General features: G+C 57.9%; 16 protein-coding genes. 6 read left to right on the top strand and 10 right to left on the bottom strand.

Features of this window, described 5'->3' with window-relative positions; genetic code table 11:
• The first annotated feature begins 6 nt into the window (after nucleotides 1-6).
• Nucleotides 7-1,524, top strand: coding sequence for an HD domain-containing phosphohydrolase (locus OKC28_RS01830; protein ID WP_021137880.1), 1,518 nt, complete (start codon nucleotides 7-9; stop codon nucleotides 1,522-1,524).
• A 79-nt stretch (nucleotides 1,525-1,603) separates the two neighbouring features.
• Here the strand turns inward: OKC28_RS01830 and OKC28_RS01825 are convergent, their stop codons facing one another.
• Together OKC28_RS01825 and dnaQ are read right to left on the bottom strand one after the other, a co-directional pair.
• Nucleotides 1,604-2,860 carry a TIGR03503 family protein gene (locus OKC28_RS01825; protein WP_096118410.1) on the bottom strand — a complete coding sequence of 419 codons (1,257 nt, stop codon included), beginning with the start codon at nucleotides 2,858-2,860 and terminating at the stop codon, nucleotides 1,604-1,606.
• A complete protein-coding gene (dnaQ, locus tag OKC28_RS01820) occupies nucleotides 2,857-3,591 on the bottom strand; it encodes a DNA polymerase III subunit epsilon (RefSeq protein ID WP_021137882.1) in 735 nt (244 codons plus the stop codon). The genes OKC28_RS01825 and dnaQ overlap by 4 nt, the downstream gene beginning before the upstream one ends.
• Before the next feature lie 75 nt (nucleotides 3,592-3,666).
• Between dnaQ and rnhA the strand changes: the two genes are divergently transcribed.
• Entirely contained in the window at nucleotides 3,667-4,131 is a 465-nt protein-coding gene (gene rnhA / locus OKC28_RS01815) for a ribonuclease HI (RefSeq protein ID WP_005309827.1), read from the top strand.
• Here the strand turns inward: rnhA and OKC28_RS01810 are convergent.
• Nucleotides 4,119-4,841, bottom strand: a complete 723-nt coding sequence (locus tag OKC28_RS01810) for a class I SAM-dependent methyltransferase (RefSeq protein WP_270686975.1) — start codon at nucleotides 4,839-4,841, stop codon at nucleotides 4,119-4,121. The two genes, rnhA and OKC28_RS01810, sit on opposite strands and share 13 nt — an antisense overlap.
• A 71-nt stretch (nucleotides 4,842-4,912) precedes the next feature.
• Here OKC28_RS01810 and gloB point away from each other — a divergent pair, with 71 nt between their 5' ends.
• On the top strand, nucleotides 4,913-5,677 hold the full coding sequence (gene gloB, locus OKC28_RS01805; protein ID WP_270686973.1) for a hydroxyacylglutathione hydrolase: 765 nt from the start codon (nucleotides 4,913-4,915) through the stop codon (nucleotides 5,675-5,677).
• 69 nt (nucleotides 5,678-5,746) lie between these two features.
• Nucleotides 5,747-7,294: a lytic transglycosylase gene (locus OKC28_RS01800; RefSeq protein WP_034523263.1), complete on the top strand. Its 1,548-nt coding sequence runs from the start codon at nucleotides 5,747-5,749 to the stop codon at nucleotides 7,292-7,294.
• A gap of 85 nt (nucleotides 7,295-7,379) precedes the next feature.
• Here OKC28_RS01800 and OKC28_RS01795 read toward each other — a convergent pair whose 3' ends face one another.
• Nucleotides 7,380-8,225, bottom strand: coding sequence for an endonuclease/exonuclease/phosphatase family protein (locus OKC28_RS01795; protein WP_270686970.1), 846 nt, complete (start codon nucleotides 8,223-8,225; stop codon nucleotides 7,380-7,382).
• A gap of 111 nt (nucleotides 8,226-8,336) precedes the next feature.
• Between OKC28_RS01795 and OKC28_RS01790 the strand changes: the two genes are divergently transcribed.
• Nucleotides 8,337-8,561, top strand: a complete 225-nt coding sequence (locus OKC28_RS01790; protein WP_034523267.1) for a hypothetical protein — start codon at nucleotides 8,337-8,339, stop codon at nucleotides 8,559-8,561.
• A gap of 6 nt (nucleotides 8,562-8,567) precedes the next feature.
• Here OKC28_RS01790 and yciA read toward each other — a convergent pair whose 3' ends face one another.
• The 5 genes from yciA to OKC28_RS01765 all read right to left on the bottom strand — a co-directional run bounded on the left by yciA (nucleotide 8,568) and on the right by OKC28_RS01765 (nucleotide 15,885).
• Nucleotides 8,568-8,966, bottom strand: a complete 399-nt coding sequence (yciA, locus tag OKC28_RS01785; protein WP_005309782.1) for an acyl-CoA thioester hydrolase YciA — start codon at nucleotides 8,964-8,966, stop codon at nucleotides 8,568-8,570.
• A gap of 149 nt (nucleotides 8,967-9,115) precedes the next feature.
• A complete protein-coding gene (locus OKC28_RS01780) occupies nucleotides 9,116-9,928 on the bottom strand; it encodes an NAD-dependent epimerase/dehydratase family protein (protein ID WP_270686965.1) in 813 nt (270 codons plus the stop codon).
• Nucleotides 9,929-10,188: 260 nt separating this feature from the next.
• A complete protein-coding gene (locus OKC28_RS01775) occupies nucleotides 10,189-11,187 on the bottom strand; it encodes a LacI family DNA-binding transcriptional regulator (RefSeq protein ID WP_034523272.1) in 999 nt (332 codons plus the stop codon).
• Between the two features lie 179 nt (nucleotides 11,188-11,366).
• A complete protein-coding gene (locus tag OKC28_RS01770) occupies nucleotides 11,367-13,283 on the bottom strand; it encodes a transglycosylase SLT domain-containing protein (protein WP_265466971.1) in 1,917 nt (638 codons plus the stop codon).
• A 103-nt stretch (nucleotides 13,284-13,386) separates the two neighbouring features.
• Entirely contained in the window at nucleotides 13,387-15,885 is a 2,499-nt protein-coding gene (locus tag OKC28_RS01765; protein WP_265466950.1) for a putative bifunctional diguanylate cyclase/phosphodiesterase, read from the bottom strand.
• Nucleotides 15,886-16,256: 371 nt separating this feature from the next.
• Between OKC28_RS01765 and hpf the strand changes: the two genes are divergently transcribed.
• A complete protein-coding gene (hpf, locus tag OKC28_RS01760; RefSeq protein ID WP_005309768.1) occupies nucleotides 16,257-16,595 on the top strand; it encodes a ribosome hibernation-promoting factor, HPF/YfiA family in 339 nt (112 codons plus the stop codon).
• 102 nt (nucleotides 16,596-16,697) lie between these two features.
• Here hpf and OKC28_RS01755 read toward each other — a convergent pair whose 3' ends face one another.
• Nucleotides 16,698-17,207 (bottom strand): VC2046/SO_2500 family protein, encoded by a 510-nt coding sequence (locus OKC28_RS01755; RefSeq protein WP_270686952.1) that lies wholly within the window; start codon nucleotides 17,205-17,207, stop codon nucleotides 16,698-16,700.
• Between the last annotated feature and the right edge of the window lie 199 nt (nucleotides 17,208-17,406).

Here is a 17,406-nt window from a genome sequence, read left to right as displayed (position 1 = left end):
TGCATGATGGATGACCAAATCCTGATTATTGACGATGACGATCTGCCCCTTCAGGAACAGCAGCAAGCTGGATGGAAGGTGATGATTGTGGATGATGAGCCCGAAGTGCATCGCATCACCAAGATCACCCTGAGCAAGTTTGAATTCGATAACAAACCCATTGAATTTTTGCATGCTTATTCAGCTGCCAAGGCCAAGGAGTTGCTCGCCAAGACCCCGGACGTAGCTTTGTTGCTGCTCGACGTGGTCATGGAAGTCGATCACGCCGGTCTCGATGTGGTCAAATTCGTGCGCGAAGATCTGCAAAACAAGATGGTGCGCATCGTGCTGCGAACCGGGCAACCGGGACAAGCGCCGGAAGATGATGTGGTCACCAACTACGACATCAACGATTACAAGGACAAAACAGAGCTCACCTCCCAGAAGCTGCGCACCCTGCTGCGGGCCAGCCTGCGTTCATACCGCGACATCCGTACCTTGGAGAGCAATCGCCAGGGACTGGAAAAGGTCATTGAGGCTTCCAAGGGGATCTTCGAAAAACGGGCGCTACGCCAGTTTGTCGAGGGCGCGCAGGAACAGCTCAGCGCTCTGCTCAATCTGGAAGAATCCCAGATCTATGACGTGAAGCAGCTTGCCTATGAGGTGAGGGATCAGATCCTGGAGCCTCTGCTGCCCGGCCACCCGTCCGTGCGGCTTGTCGATGCTCCTGCTATTTTGCGTCAGGCTATGACCAATCGTGCCAACGTCTATGATGGCAACCAGATGGTGCTCTACTGTCAGAACCCCCGCCATCACCTGTTGTTTCACATCGAAACCACCCGTCAGCTCAGCCAGATGGACATGGGGTTGCTGAGTCTGTTTACCGAAAACATCATAGTGGCGCTGGAGAACATCCGGCTCAACGAGGTCATTGCAGATAACCAGCGCGAGATCATCTATCGCATCGGCGAGCTGGTGGAAACCCGCTCCAAGGAGTCCGGCCTGCACGTCAAACGGGTCGCCCTCTACACTGAGCTGCTCTGCCAGCTGCTTGGCATGAGCGAGGAGCAGAGCGAGCTCATCAAGCGCGCCTCTCCCCTGCATGATATCGGCAAGGTCGGGGTCCCGGATGCCATCTTGCACAAGCCAGGCAAACTGACCCCGGAAGAGTGGGAGATCATGAAAACCCATGCCCAACTGGGGCAGGACATGCTCTCCGGCAGTGACCTGGCCCTGTTCCAGATAGGTGCCACCATAGCCGGTAACCACCACGAAAAATGGAATGGCAGCGGTTATCCCCGCGGTCTCAAGGGAGACGATATTCCGCTGGAGGGACGAGTCGTGGCGCTGGCCGACGTGTTTGATGCTCTCGGGTCGGATCGCTGCTACAAGAAGGCGTGGCCGCTGGACAAGGTACTGGCGCTGATCGAAGAAGAGAAGGGACAGCACTTCGATCCCCAACTGGTGGAGCTGATGCTGGCCAATCTGGACAAGTTCCTCGAGATCCGCGATCAGCACAAGGATATCTACGTCGGGGATCATTGACCCCTTTCACACCCGTGCACCAACTGCCGCATATAAAGAAGCCGCCTCAACAGGCGGCTTTTTAGTGAAGGCCTGCTCGTTACTGTTCGGGCAGGTTCAGGTCCAGTTTGGCCTCGGGTTTGGCCCCTTCGCTTTCGGCCTTGTGCGCGGCCATCGCTTTCTTCATCGCACGGCGCTTTTGCAGCAAGATGAATCCCACCCCACCGAGCAGCACAACCAGTATCCCAGCCCCGCCTAGCAACCATATCAACCAGCCGCTGCTCTCTTTTTCCTCAAATTTGACCTGGGTCGGTACCGCAACCGATGCCACAGGTGTTACCGGAGGGGGGGCCGCCTGCACGGGGAAAATATTGAACGATTTGACCGGCAGTATGACCTGGATCTCGCGGCCCAACCGGGTTGTCCCAAACAGAGTCGCACTCACCTCATACTGACCAACCGCCTTGAGCGCCGACAGATCCACTTCGACTTTGAACCCGGTTGCCACAGCACTGAAAGGCAGACTCTCATTGGTCGTGTTCATCGCCTTGCCTTTGACGACCACGGAGGCGGGATCCAGCTCATCACCGTCGATCAAAAATGAGAGCAGGGCGCCGGCCTCTTGTGACGGGGGCGTCAAGGTGAAGTTGACGGGGAGCGGATAGACAAGGACATCCTGAGACCGGGCCCGGGAGAAGACCTGATTGCCGGTGCTGTACAAAGCCCGATACTTGCCGGCCGGAACATCGAGCAGAGCCTCGGCGGTCATGACGCCATCTCCCGGCACCTCGTCGAGCCCCTTGCCATCATCAAGGTAGCGGCCAAGCACTTCATCCAGAATGGGCTCACCCTGTTGGGTATCATCATTGAAACGCTGCAACTTCACCGTCATGCCGAGATCCGTGAGGTAATACCCGTCTTTGGGCGGCGCATCGTCAATCAACAGCCAGGATTTGAGTTTGATCACCTCCCCTTGATAGAGCTGGGTCGGCAACTGCTCGGTTTCAAGCTTGATGTTCGACAGGATCCGCACCCGATTGTCAGGGTCTACCTCGCCGATGGCCTGCCAAGGACCTGGCATGGGATCACGAATGGTGATGAGATCATGATCCTTGAGCGCCAGCCAGCCCACCTCGGGTGGTGTGACCTTGCCGACATAGAGCTTGCTGCCATCGGGACGCACCAGGATCACGGAGGAGGTGCCCGGCTTGCGCGTGACGATGAAGGTAATCTCCTTCACGCCATAATCGATGCGAAAGCGATTATCGAGCAGGGGAATGTCAGAGGGGGCAAACACCTCGTTGGCCGTGACCGTCAATGAGGTCAACAGCAGCAGGCCACTCCATAGCTTGCTCATTGCCGCCACAGGCAGGCACCTCCCTTCTTCTGGACCAGATCTAACCTGGCCTCGTGCACCGCTTCAATATCGGCGCCGGCGCGCACTACCTTGAGCGGCGGACGATTGCTCTCCAGTCGACGAATGCTGGTGTCCTGATTGCGCTCGCTCTCACTGCTTTCGGTGGCCAGGTTCAGCTTGGTCTGGCCACCCGTCATCAGCAGGTAAACGTCGGCCAGGATCTCCGCATCGAGCAAGGCGCCGTGCAGGGTGCGGTGAGAGTTGTCTATGCCGTAGCGATCGCACAGCACATCCAGGTTGTTACGCTTGCCCGGGAAAAGATCCCGCGCCATCGCCAGGGTATCCGTGATGCTGCATATATCCCTGGTTTTGAAGTTGAGCCCGAGCTTGCCGAACTCATAGTCCATGAAGCTCACGTCAAAGGGGGCGTTGTGGGCGATAAGCTCGGCGCCACGAATGAACTCGATGAAATCGTTGGCGATCTGGCTGAACGAGGGCTTGTCTGCCAGGAAGGCATCCGTGATGCCATGCACCTGGATGGCCTCGGGATCCACCAGCCGATCCGGCTTGATATAGACGTGGTAGTGATTACCGGTCAGCTTGCGGTTGATCACCTCCACACAGCCAATCTCTATGATGCGGTGTCCCAGATAGATGGGGCCACCGGCTGTGTTCATACCTGTGGTTTCAGTATCCAGAATGATCTGGCGATTCAGTTGGGGTGTGTTCATGATCCAATCTATGTCAAACTTCGGCCTTACCCGCTAGTTTACCCCAAGACTCACGCTAAAAAAGATCGATTGCTCATGTTAAAACACATTGATTTATACACGGATGGTTCCTGCCTCGGTAATCCCGGCCCGGGTGGCTATGGCGCCGTCCTGGTCTATGGCGATCACCGCAAGGAGATTTCCGGCGGTTTTCGGTTGACCACCAATAACCGGATGGAGCTGATGGCCGCCATCATGGGGCTGCGCACCCTCAATGCCGCTTGCCAGGTACGGCTCACCACCGACAGCCAGTATGTGCGCCAGGGGATCACCCAGTGGATCATCGGCTGGAAGAAGAAGGGGTGGATGACCTCAAATCGTCAGCCGGTCAAGAACGTCGATCTCTGGAAAGAGCTGGATGCCGAAGTGGCCCGCCATCAGATCGAGTGGCTCTGGGTCAAGGGGCACTCGGGTCACCCCGAGAACGAACGCTGCGATGAACTGGCGCGCGATGCCGCCAGCGGCAAGGAACTCGCCGAAGATACCGGCTACCAGCCCTGACGTACCATGCCCGGTGCCGCTATCGACTCAGGCAAACGCCAGCGACGACGCACCGGGATGAGCGGAAAACGCCGTTTGCGCGCCGCTATTACATAGACGGATGCAAACGGTCTGCAGTAATCCCGCCCCACACTCTCCCGCCACCAGCCGATCCGGCTCTGTTTGCCCATGAACGAATAGCCGAAGCGTTCGTCAAACATCACCTCACAACCGAGCAGTTGCAACCAGTCAGTGACCCGTGCAGGGGTGAACATTCGTGCCGACCAGGGCAGACGTTGGCGCAGGAAAGGCAGACAATGACCAATACCGACCAGACTGAGCGGGTTATAGCCGCTGACGATGAGCCAGCCATCGTCGGTCAGCACCCGCTCTGCTTCACGCAGTACCTGGTGGGGATCGGGCGAGAAGTCGAGGCAATGGGCAAGCAGACAGGCATCAACACTACCAGTGCGTACCGGCAAGGCCAGCGGATCGCCCTTGATATCCAGCAAGCGACCACTGGTCGCCACCCCTATCTGGTGACGAATGGAAGAGCAACCGCAAGAGAGCTCTGCGCTCAGGGCGCCCACTTTAAGCAGATGATAACCAAATAGATGTGGGCACCAGCTATCGAGCCGCTCCTGGATCTCGGCAGCCACCCAGTCCCCCATGGGTAACGCCGACCAGCTGGTCGGGACCTCGATCTGTTGTTCGGTACGTGCCAACTGCATAATGGGGCTCAACTTGGGGTGCGAACGCCATCCAGTTATATAAGATACCCTCCCTAAAGAGAAGCTAACTCATGTATACCGTTATCACAGTTCCTGCCTTTACCGACAATTACATCTGGTTGATCAGACACGAAAATCACTGCCTGGTGGTCGACCCGGGCGATGCGGGCCCCGTGCTGGATCGGCTGGCTGCACTGGACTTGCAGCTCGATGCCATCTTGCTGACTCACCACCACCAGGATCATGTGGGCGGCGTCACCGCCCTGCTCAAGCATTTCCCCCATGCCAGATTGTATGGCCCCAAACATGACCCCATGCCCGATCACCATGGCCAGTGGCTCGATGACGGGGATCAGATCAACTGGCATGGTTTGAGCCTGGATGTCATTCATGTGCCCGGTCATACCCATGGCCATATTGCCTACCACGGCCATGGCATGCTGTTTTGCGGTGATACGCTCTTCTCCGGTGGTTGCGGTCGCCTGTTCGAAGGCACCCCGGCCCAGATGCATGACTCGCTGCAACGGCTCGCGGCCCTGCCCGATGACACCCTCATCTATTGTGCCCACGAATACACTCTCTCCAACCTGCGCTTCGCCTACACAGTCGAGCCCGACAACAAGGCGATCCAGCAGCGGATCGGCATGATCAGCAAACTGCGCCAGCAGGGCCTGCCGAGTATCCCTTCTCGCCTGGGCGATGAGCGCGATTTCAACGTTTTTCTGCGTTGCGAGCAGGATTCCGTGAAATTTTCTGCTGAAAAACACGCCTTAAAATGCTTGGAAAATCCAGAGGATACCTTCGCCGTCCTTCGCAGCTGGAAGGACGTTTTTTGAACGAACCTTGATCAGGGGGCCATTGCCCCTTATGATGCCAGCTGTTTTTCAAGAGATGACCTGAGCGAGATGAAGGTACGAACGGCCTTATTGGCGGCGCTGTTTCTCAGCGGCTGCCAAAACCTGAGCCATCAGGATGACCGGGCGCTAACGGCAATCGAGCCGATCAAGTCCCCCCAAGTCAACAAAAAAGCGTATAAGAAACATTCGACGCGCTTCCTGTTCGGTGACGAACAGATCGACGCACTGGATGACACGGATAACCTGTGGGTGCGTATCAGCGATGATATGCAGTTTGAACCACAGGACAATGCCCGTGTCAGCCAACAGCGTGATTGGTTACTGCGCAATGATAAGCATCTGGCGACCATTGCCAGCCGGGCTGAGCCCTACCTGTATCTGATGGTAGAGGAAATCGAACGGCGTGAGCTGCCAATGGAGCTTATTACCATTCCCATGATCGAGAGCATGTTCGATCCCCACGCCCGCTCCCGCAGCAATGCGGTCGGCCTGTGGCAATTCGTGCCTGCGACCGGCAAGAACTTCGGTCTGCGCCAGGACAGCTGGTATGATGGCCGACGCGATGTATTGGCCTCCACCAATGCCGCGCTGGATTATCTGGAGTACCTGAACCGCTTCTTTGATGGCGACTGGCTGCAAACCCTGGCTGCCTACAATGCCGGTGAAGGACGAGTACGCAACGCCATTGTGCGCAACCAGAAGGCCGGTCGTCCCACCGATTACTGGTCTCTCGATCTGCCGCGCGAAACCCGGATGTATGTCCCCAAGATCCTGGCGATGGCTGACATGATCCGCAATGCGGACAACTACAATGTCACCCTGCCGGTACTGGCCAACAAACCGCAGCTGCGGGTGGTCAATACCGGAGGCCAGATCGACTTGAATGTGGCAGCTCAGCTGGCGGGCTTGCGTCCGGCTCAGCTGAAAGAGGTCAACCCGGCCCTGAGCCGCTGGTCGACGTCTCCCCAGGGCCCCTATCGGCTGCTGGTACCGGTCGAATATGCCGATACCCTGGAGCTGGCGCTGGCCGATCTGCCACAGGGCGAGCGTATACGCACCCGCTCCTATCAGGTCGTCAGTGGCGATACCCTCTCCCGCATCGCCCAGAACAACGGGGTGAGTGTGCAACAGCTCAAGTTGGCCAACAACCTGCGTGGCAACAATCTGCGCCGTGGCCAGACCCTGATGATCCCGACCGGCAGCAGCAAGGCTGTTGTCAGTCCGGCCGTTCAGAGCAAGCCGCAGCAAGTCGCCAAGCGCAGCGGTGGCAAGCTCCAGTACAAGGTGCGTTCCGGTGACAGCCTCTGGAGTATCAGCCAGGCCCACGGAGTCAATCATGACGAGCTGGCAAAGTGGAACGGTCTCAATGCCAAATCGTCCCTGAAACCCGGCATGAAGCTGGTGATCTGGCCCAAGCAGGGCAAGAGCAGCAACAAGTCCATGGTCTATCAGGTACGCCGCGGTGACTCTCTCTCCGCCATTGCGGCCCGTTTTCAGGTAGCCGTAATGGATGTGATGCGCTGGAATCAGCTCGGCAAGAGTGACTATCTCAAGCCGGGTCAGGAACTGACCCTGTTCGTGAAAAACAGCAGCTGATTGTTCACCACTCCATACGAAAACACCCCGCCAAGTGCGGGGTGTTTTTTTATCAAGTCTTGCTAACCCTATCGGGGAGCATCCATCAGGGGGTGATGGCCTGGGCCGAAAAGCGCGCCATGATGGGATTGTGATCCGAGGCATCGGTGGCCGGGCTGCTCACTTCCACCAGATCCAGATTGCGGTAATAGAGATGATCCAGCGGACGGCCAAATGCGGTACGGCGCAGATCCGGCACAGGAATGGCTTCCTGCAACCCCAGCTCCCCCACCAGCTTGTTCAACCAGAATTCCCGCTTGTCGCTCCAGGTGTTGAAATCCCCGGCCAGAATGACGGGCCCCTGATGACGGCGAATGAGAGCCGTCAGGTCATTGAGCTGTTCGCGGAAGGTGGCCATGCCCAGTTCGAAGTTGACCGCATGCAGGTTTACCACCAACACACCGTCAGGATCGCCCTGCAAGGGGTACAGGCTGACCAGACCAGATTTTGGAATGCGTAGCAGAGGCTCGGGGGAGCGAACGCCGCAGACGAAGGCCTGTGGCGTTTTGGCGACCGTCATGACGCCAAATGAAACGCCGCCCTGAGTAAAGGCTTGCAACTGCTGCCACTGAAACTCACCGGCCTTGAGCCAGTCCAGCATGTCCGGACGGGTCGCCGACTCCTGCAACAACACCAGATCCTGGGATTTGGCATACTCGTCCAGCCCCTCGCGCCAGTTTTTACGCTGACCCTTGTAGAGGTTCCAGACTGTGATGCCAAACTCGCGGGGCAAGGCGGTGGAGGCCAGCGCCACCAGTGGCGGCTTCTGGCAGTTGACGCCGGGAATGATGCCCTGCGCCGTGACCATATGATCCTGATCCGGTACCTCGAAACAGCCAACCAACCCCAACGTCAACAGCGACGTACCCAGAATGCGATAACTATTTTTCATTGGCTAACAACCACCTGCCTCTGCATTGTGTCATGACCATCACAAACGTCACCGCTGCCGACTAGGCTCATAGCTCGTGTCCGGCCCGGCTCATCCAGAAGGAATTCAACGATGGCGAGACAGCACCAGTACCGCGTGACATTTTATGATCAACAAGGAAATTGTCATCAAGTGGAGCTTTCCACCGTCTATCAGATCAGACGGGATCCCCAGTGCGATCTCTGCCTGTTCGACACCGAGCAGTGTGTCGGCTCGGAAGAGATGCTGGAACGCATGATACGGCAAAAAACCGGCTTTGAGCAGGAAATATCCATCATCAACGCCCGACTTGTCTGAGCCGGATCAGACGGGTACCGGACGGGATTTACCCTGCTCGTCGATGGCAACATAGGTGAAAATCCCCTCGGTCACGCAGTAACGTTGAGCCTCGTTTGCACGCAGCACCGGCTTGACCCAGACCTCCAGCTTCAGACGCATGGAGCTGCGGCCAATCTTCAGGCAACGCCCGTAGCAACACACCACATCACCGACCTTGACCGGGCTGTGAAAAGTCATGCCTTCGACGGAAACGGTACAAATACGTCCTTTTGCCAGCTCCTTGGCCATGATGCCCCCACCTATATCCATCTGGGACATGATCCAGCCCCCAAAGATATCGCCATTGGGGTTGGTATCGGCTGGCATCGCCAGAGTTCTCAGCAACAGTTCCCCGTCAGGGTGACGTTTTGTATCTACCATCATTACCGCTCTCTCTATCATGAATGGCGGCATGATAGGGGGCGAGCCCCGCCTTGGCAAACCTCAATTGCCCTGCGTTCTCAGCCAAAATGGGCCTTTGGAGCCGCATGTTACCCGGCAGGGAAACACAATTGAACGAAGGCGAGGCAGCCTCAGTGACCCAGTGCGGCCTGCTCGGCAAACCAGTGGGCCGGATCGGGCCAGCGGTAGCTAAAACCGAGACGCTGGCAGATAAGCTGGCCCTCGATGGGGGCAAAGGTCCCGGCAGGTTCGATGAAGCCGGGTGCCGGCAAACCGAGCAGGCGAGCCGCAAATGGATAGAACTGCTCGCGGCGCGGATGCACGGGAGCGCTCAGGTTATAGGCATCCCCGTTTTCTGCGTGCGCCAGCATCAGCTGACAGGCCGCCACCACATCATCCAGATGCACCAGGTTTACCGCTTGGGCTCCGCCATCGAGAGTCTTGCCCGCCAGAAAACGACCGGGATGGCGATCCGGGCCGTAAAGACCGGCGGGGCGCAGCACCATGGCGCACTTAAAACCGGCGGTCAACACAGCCTGCTCGGCTGCGAGCATTCGCTCCCCTCTGGCGTGACCGGGTCTGGGCTGCTCCCCTTCCCCCTGCCCTGGCGCCCATACCGAAGTGGCGCTGACGAACAGCACTCTCTGCACACCCGCAGTTTTTGCCAGCTGGCATAACCGGGCGATGGCCGCAGGGTAATCCTCCGTCTTGCTCGGTGGCACGCAGATCACCAGCTCGCGGCAGACCAGCGGCAAAGCATCCAACCGGGCCGACAATTGCAGCGGCCAGGCCTTCACGCCTTCGGCGGTCAAGCGCTCGGCCTTCTCGACCGAGCTGACCGTCACTACCACGGCCTTGCCTTGCTCCTGCAACGCCCGCGCCAGCGGCAACCCCAGCCAACCGGCTCCCACTATTCCCGTCTGGTTCCTGCATTCTGTTGTCATTGGCAAAAAATCCTGGCAAAAAAAAACGGCCATCCATGATGACCGTCGAAAGTAACGAAGGAAATAGCTGGATTGACCAGTTACCTCCCACAGCGGGAAAATCGGGAGCGCAGGCTCCTAATTCGTGGGGCCTATGCTAGTGGCAGGCTGGCCAAAAAGCTTTGAAGCGGATCACAGTTGAAAAGGATTTCTGAAAACGGTTTCAATTTTTAATGCGGAGTCAGCAAAAAATTGGCCCATTCAGGGCCAATTTCATCTCATCAGGCGACAGATTCGCGACTGACCAGTTCTGCTTCGAACTTGAGCGTCAGCCCGTCAACCGGCTTGTGATCCAGCAGACGCAAGGCCAGCTCGGCCGCGCGGCCACCCATCTCCTCGATGGGATAGCGCACTGTCGTGAGCTTGGGGTAGATGTAACGGGCATAAGGGATGTCATCAAAACCCACCACAGAGATCTGCTGCGGGATCTTGTAGCCACGCTCCAGCAGACAGGAGATGGCTCCCGCCACCATGGCGTCATTGAAACCGAGCACGGCAGTGAATTCTACGCCCCGCTCCAGCAGCTCGCCCATGGCCACATAACCGCCGTTTTCATCGGCGAAGGCACGGCCAATCAGCGCTGGATCCAGCTCAATGCCCGCCCGTTGCAGGGCGTAGCGGTAGCCCGCCATCCGCTGCAAGCCATCCACAAACTCTTCGTCATCCGAGGTCACGAAGGCAATCTTGCTATGCCCGGCATCCAGCAGATGCTGACACGCTGTGGTGATACCGGCCTGGTTATCCAGCCAGACACAGCGATCCTCTGCACCCGGTACCTGTCGGTTGATGAAGACAATGGGGGTATTGCCTGCCACCAGTTCGCTCAGCTCCTCGTCCGGCAGTGCCTTGCTGTGCAAAATCAAGGCATCGCACTGGCGCTGCAGCAGCGCCTGAATGGCATGACGCTCACGTGCCGCATCATGGTTGCCGGACATGACGATGGTGAATTTGTCCGCCTTGTCGACCATGGTCTCGATGCCGCGCATCATCTGGGCGAAAAAGGGGCCACCGCACAGGTCCCCTACCAGTACGCCGATGCAGTTGGATCGCTTGCTGACCAGCGCCTGGGCAAAACTGTTGGGACGAAAATTCAGTTCCTTCATGGCCGCCAATACGGCCACACGCTTTTCTGGTGCCACTTGTGCCGTGTTGTTGATCACCCGCGACACAGTTGAAATGGACACATTGGCCAACCGAGAAACGTCTTTAATCGTTGCCACTATCAATTCCTTTGTTGGGGAAGCCTGTCTGTGTTGATCGGGCGATTATATCGAACCTGTCAGACCAAGACGTGGCGCCCGATCACCTGACAGGTTTCCTTTTGTAACAAAACCTTGTGGGATAATAACCATTTTGGGGAAGGAAAGGGAATTGGGCAGCCGCCAGGGCGGCTGCCGTCTCAATAAGCGTGACTCAGCTCACGTTCGGACATGAAGCGCAACGGCTGTTGCAGCTTGTGCTGGTAGATGAGATCGAACGACAGCACATTCTGCACATAGTTGCGCGTCTCCTTGTAGGGGATGCTCTCGACCCAGACATCCATTGGCCGATTGCGGCTCTGCTCCCGCCAACGTTTCACCCGCCCCGGCCCGGCGTTGTAAGCCGCCGTCGCCAGAATACGGTTGCCGTCATACACATCCAGCAAGCGCTTGAGGTAGGCACTCCCCAACCTGACATTGAGGGTAGGCTCGAACAACTGCTCGGGATTGCGATAAGGCACCCCCAGCTTGCTGGCTGTCTCCTTGGCGGTACCCGGCATCAACTGCATCAGGCCGCGCGCACCCACCGGCGATTCTGCCCGCGGGTAGAGGGCGCTCTCCTGACGCGACACCGCATAAAGCAGGCTCATATCGACCGAGCGCTCCCGCGCCATCTGGCTGAAAGTCTGCTTGTAGGGTTTGGGAAAACGCAACTCGATCGCATCCCAGGCTTCGGCGCGGATACTGGCCAGAATAGCCAGCTCATGCCAACCCTGATTGAGCGCTATATGACCGAACTCGATGCGCTGGGCAACCGGGTTGCGATCCATGTTGTGGACCCACTCAGCGCGCGCCGCCGTGATCTCGTTCATGTTCAGCAGCTCACGCACCCGCAGCAGGAAAGGCCAGCGGTGAGTTGCGGTACGCCAGTCAGGCACCTTGGTGCCGGCGCTCTGGTTCTTGATGCGATAAGGCACGCCGGTACGCTGAGCCGCCATGAAGCCATAGAAGCCGCGCAAGTTGGCCGTTTCCAGATAGAGATCCCGCGCCGGTTTCTTCTGCCCCTGCACTTCCAGCGAGCGGGCCAGCCAGTAACGCCAGCGATCCTCTTTCTGCAAGGCCATCGGCATGCGCTTGACCCAACCGGAGAGGCCGCGCCAGTCCTGTTCCCAGATGGCAAGGCGGGCTCTGAGCTCCAGCAGATCCGAATCATCGAGCCGCACGACAGTGGCATCCACCCAACTGCGCTGGGAAATGGATCGATCCAGCAGCAGGCGACGGGCCACAGCCCGCTCCACCGGCGCCACCTCGGCAGGTGTCAAACCAAAGCGGGAACGAGCTTGCGCAAGCTGGCGCAGCACGGATTCGGGCTGCTGATTGGCATAACGGGCCAGTCCCAGTGACAGCAGTCGCCGGGAGGGTGCTGCCGTGGAAAAGTAAGCCGGATTCATCGCCCTTGCAGGCTGCTCGAACAAGGCGATCATCTGGTCTGCATAAGGCTGCATGCCGCTGCCGAGCTGGGCGCCCAGATGGCGGATCAGGTTGGGGTTTTCCGCTTCAAACGCCAAGGTCATGCGGGTCCAGACCTTCTCCTGAGTGCGCAATCCGGCCTGCTGCCAGAGCTGGAACAAAGGGGTACAGGCATCGGGACGGGATTGGCCGCTCAACCAGAGCTTGCCTGCCTCCTGCAAGGCCTGGGTCTGCTGTCCCGTGTAGTAGCGGGCCTGATAGTGCATGCAGAGCAGATCGGTGGAACTCGGCTTGGCCGGGTAGAAGCGCAGGAACTGGGACCACTGCTGGCTCTGGGCCAGATGGGTCAGGTAGCTGCGTTCCAGGCGATTGGATTGCGGCGTATCGCCGTGTTCGCGAATGAAACGGGTTACTTTGTCATAGTCTGCCGCCCCGGGCCGAAAGGCCAACTGGTAGTAATCCAGATAGGACAACAGCGGATAATGGGTCAAACGGGCACGAATTTGCAGGAAACGAGCCTGATCGTTGGCACGTACCGCGTCATAGGCCTGACGATAGAGGGACTGATCCATTGTCTGTGCCGCGACTGGCATCAGAAGTCCTGGCACGAACAGCGCCGATAATATGATTCCCTGCACGGCTTTCACCAAAGACGTCTCCATTGAGCAGCAATGCCACCGCCCGCTGGCGGTGGTGTCATGTCCACTCATTCTACCCGTTAACATCAAGGGCTACAGCTCGCCCACGATACTATTTTTCTGCCACCACACAGGTATGGTCGTTGTGGGTCAGACGCCGGACATAGCGCTCCAGATAGGGCACAGGCAGCGGCTTGGAGGCGAGGTAGCCCTGATAGAAATGGCAGCCCTGAGCTTGCAGGAACTCCAGCTGCTGGCGGGATTCCACCCCCTCTGCCGTCACGTTGAACCCCATGTGACGCGCCATGGCGATGACAGCCTCGACGATGGCCATGTTGTCGCCATCCTTGGGGATGTCCTGAATGAAGGAGCGGTCGATCTTGAGCTCATCGGCCGGCAGCCGTTTCAGGTAACTCAGGGAGGAGTAGCCGGCACCGAAGTCATCGATGGCGAAGCTGATGCCAATGGCCTTGAGCTCGCTCATCTTGCTGATGGTGTCTTCCGCATGCCCCAGCACCACCGACTCGGTGATCTCCAGATTCAGGCAGGCGGGGTCCATGCCGGTAGCCGCCAGTACGTCGTGAATGCATTCGACAAAATCGGTGGCATGGAACTGCTTGGCACTCACATTGACCGACAGCTGGGGGATATGGATGCCGTTTTCCTCCCACAGCACATACTGGGCGCACGCCTCGTGCAGCACCCAGTTGCCGATGTCGACGATGAGATCCGTCTCCTCGGCGATGGGAATGAACTCGGCGGGTGAGACCAGTGCCCTCCCCGGCGGTTGCCAGCGGATCAGCGCCTCAACGCCTATGATGTCGCCTCCTTCCACCATGTGCTGGGGCTGGTAATAGAGCGTCAGCTCCTGCTGGCTCAAGGCATTGCGCAATTCGTTATGAATGAGCAAGCGACGATCCGCCTGTTGCTGCATGGAAGCATCGAAGAAACGCCGGGTCTTGCGGCCCGCCGATTTGGCCTGATACATGGCGGTATCAGCCTGCTTGAGCAAGTCATCCACCCCCTGCTCACGCCCAGGAAAGAGGGTAATACCGACGCTGGCACCTATGTGCAGCACCTGCACACCATGGTTGTAAGGCGCAGCAATCTCGCTGATGAGCCGCTCGGCGATGAGGTCGGCCTGCATCTCTGCTTGAGGCGGGCTGGCCGAGAGGGAGGGCAGCAGCAGCACGAACTCGTCACCGCCAAGTCTGGCCAGGCAGTCCCCCTGACGCACCAATCGCTTGAGGCGGCTGGATACCTCTTTGAGCAACCAGTCGCCGGTAGCGTGACCGAGGGAGTCGTTGATGGTCTTGAAGTGATCCAGATCGATGAACAGCAGGGCCCCGATCAGGTTGTCACGGCTCGCTTCGCTGAATGCCTGCGCCAGGGTTTCGTGCAACTGACGGCGATTGGGCAGGCCGGTCAGCTCATCGTAATAGGCAAGATCCTGAATGCGGCGCTCAGCCGCTTTGCGCTCAGAGATGTCTTCGAAGCAGATGACAAAATGGCTGATAACGCCTTTGTCATCCTGCACTGGCGTGACGATTTCCCACTGGGGATAGGTGTGACCATCGAGGTGCAGGCGCTGAGTCTCCCCCTGCCAGCGGTTGAGGGTATTGAGCTCGTAGCCAAGGCCATCAAGCCCTGACCAAAGCTCATTGCCCAGATGCAGACCTATCACCCGCTGGCTGTCAAAACCGGTGATCTGGCTGAAGGCATGGTTGACCCGCAGGATCTTGAAATCAGGATCCGTGATGATAATGCCTTCATGAGTTTCAAACGCCACCGCAGAGAGTCGCAACTGGGCGTCGCTCTGCAGTCGCTCCAGCTCGGCCACCATACGCACGGAGAAGATGGTCAACACTGATCCCAGATTGGGGATCTCAATCTCGCCGGAGAAAAGCAGGGCCAGATGACCCAGGATCTGGCCATTTCGGTCAAACAGCGGCTGGGCGTAATAACGCTGCCCCGCCTTTAGCTGGGGGTTGAGCTGACAATGGGCCTCAAGGGTGACAACACAGGCTTCACCGCGCCGATAAACCTGATGACAGGGCATGCCAGCGAGCTCGTACTCCTTGAGGTCGATGCCGTGACAGGCCAGCACCTTGAGGCGATCGCTGCCGGTGCGCTCTGCCAGCCAGACCGCATCCGCAACCAGAATATGAGCAAGCTGATTGACCAGGGTATCGAAGAAATCGAGCCCGGTTCTGGCGGAAAGGGCCTGGGCCAGCTGGGCCAGCAAGGGGTCTTGCAACAGAGGAAGCTGCTGGGATAACTCGGCAGGCAAGGGGGTGCTGCGGGTGGTATCGAGCGGCGCAAGCCAGCCACAGCAAACCTGCTGGGCGGGGATGTACTGACCGCTCCAGAGCACGTGGCGCACGCTCCCCTCTTCATCGTTCAAATGGCCGATAAACTGGGCCGGTTGGTGCGAGTGATAGAGTCTGGAGAGAAAATCGGAGAATCCGGGTTCATCATCTGCAGCCAGCTGACCGGCCCAGGGGTGTGCGCCCTCCCCTTGCCAAAGCTGGTAAGAGGCATGATCGGACAGGCTCCACTGCTCCTGTTGTCGATCATAAAACCACATCATTTGAGTGGCTTGCTGTTTCATGTACTACTCCAACACCACAACAACCACGTTCAATGCCCGAATAACTTGATAGCGCCCACATTCACAGGTCGCACTACGGCATGACGAGGTGCGGCGGGAAGTGCGAAAGATGCGAGACTAAGCGGTGGAAACCGGACATGAGGTCGACATGCGGCGCTGCCAAGAAGGGACAGAAACGATCCAAGTTTTCCCATACTGCCTGCCTGTTTCATGGAGCTCAAGCGCTTTTTGGTGCAGAACGGGAAAAGATCACAATTTATATGTCCCGTGATAGTAAAGGGCTCATTTCGTGACCAAGATCACATTTCATTATTCCCCCATGAGTAATCTGAAGGTGAAGACACAAGCAAGACGACCCGAAGGGGGCCAATATGAAAATCGAAATTACCAGCAAAATCATCGACATTACCCCGGCTATCCGCGAGCGCATTGAATCCCGCTTTGAAAAGCTCGAACGTCTTCAGGTGCCTCTCATCACACCTCATGTGATTGTCTCCAAAGAGCGTCTGATGTTCATCATTGAAGCCACTGCTGGCATCCCCAACGGCAAACTGTTTGCCCAGGCAGAACACGAGGATCTTTACGCCGCCATCACTGAACTGGGGCAAAAGCTGGAGCGTCAGCTCACCCGTCACATCGAAAAACCCATTGCCCGTCGTGCGGCGGCCAGTGCCAAGGAAATTCCCCAGCCGGACGAAGCCGACGCATAATCCGCAATCACATCACACCAATTTGAATTCAAAGGCGGGATCTTCCCGCCTTTATTGCATGCTGACTTTTGTACGATCCCCTTCATGCTTGTGCCGCTGTCCTCAACTTAACCAGTGCAACCGCGTATCCACCCCTTCTTGCAGTGCATTGAGGACTGGCAACATGAGCAAGGGATCATCACGCCTTGGTTGATCCGCCAGTTTGTGCTGCCAGCGCTCGCGACCCAGGGGCGAGAGGTTGTCATAGACGGCAGGATCCAGCGCAGCTTGCGGGCCGAGCAAAGGCGGTGATCGCAGCGCCAGCCAAAGCCTCACATCCACCATGGATCCCCCCTGCTGCAACCGCTCATTGAGGTACGCAGATCCCCCATCATCCTCGCCTCCTTGCAAGGGGGTCACGGCCGGTAGTTCAAAATGGCTGCGCCAGACCCGGGTATCTGGCTTGGAAACCCGCACCGGATCGAACCAGGGCTGCTCTTCCACAGCATCGGTCAGCAGGGCCAGGTGCAGACGAAAGTCGGCCCTGTCTCCATGCTGGAGATCACGGTTGAGACGCTGCCCCAGCTGGGCCTCGTCAACCAACAGCTGCTCACGAATCGCGCTGGGTAACATGAGATAACTCTTGGAAATAGTGGTTTCATTGCTTATCGGCCGCAAATCGGATCCTTTGAGCAGGAAAAATCCCGCCAAGGGGTTCACAACGACAGAAGATCTGTTAGTATGCGCCTCGCACTTGTGGAGGGGTTCCCGAGCGGCCAAAGGGATCAGACTGTAAATCTGACGGCTCTGCCTTCGAAGGTTCGAATCCTTC

The sequence above is a fragment of the Aeromonas sp. D3 genome (genome assembly GCF_027705025.1).
Classification (GTDB): domain Bacteria; phylum Pseudomonadota; class Gammaproteobacteria; order Enterobacterales; family Aeromonadaceae; genus Aeromonas; species Aeromonas salmonicida.
This window is presented reverse-complemented; position numbering and strand designations above follow the sequence as displayed.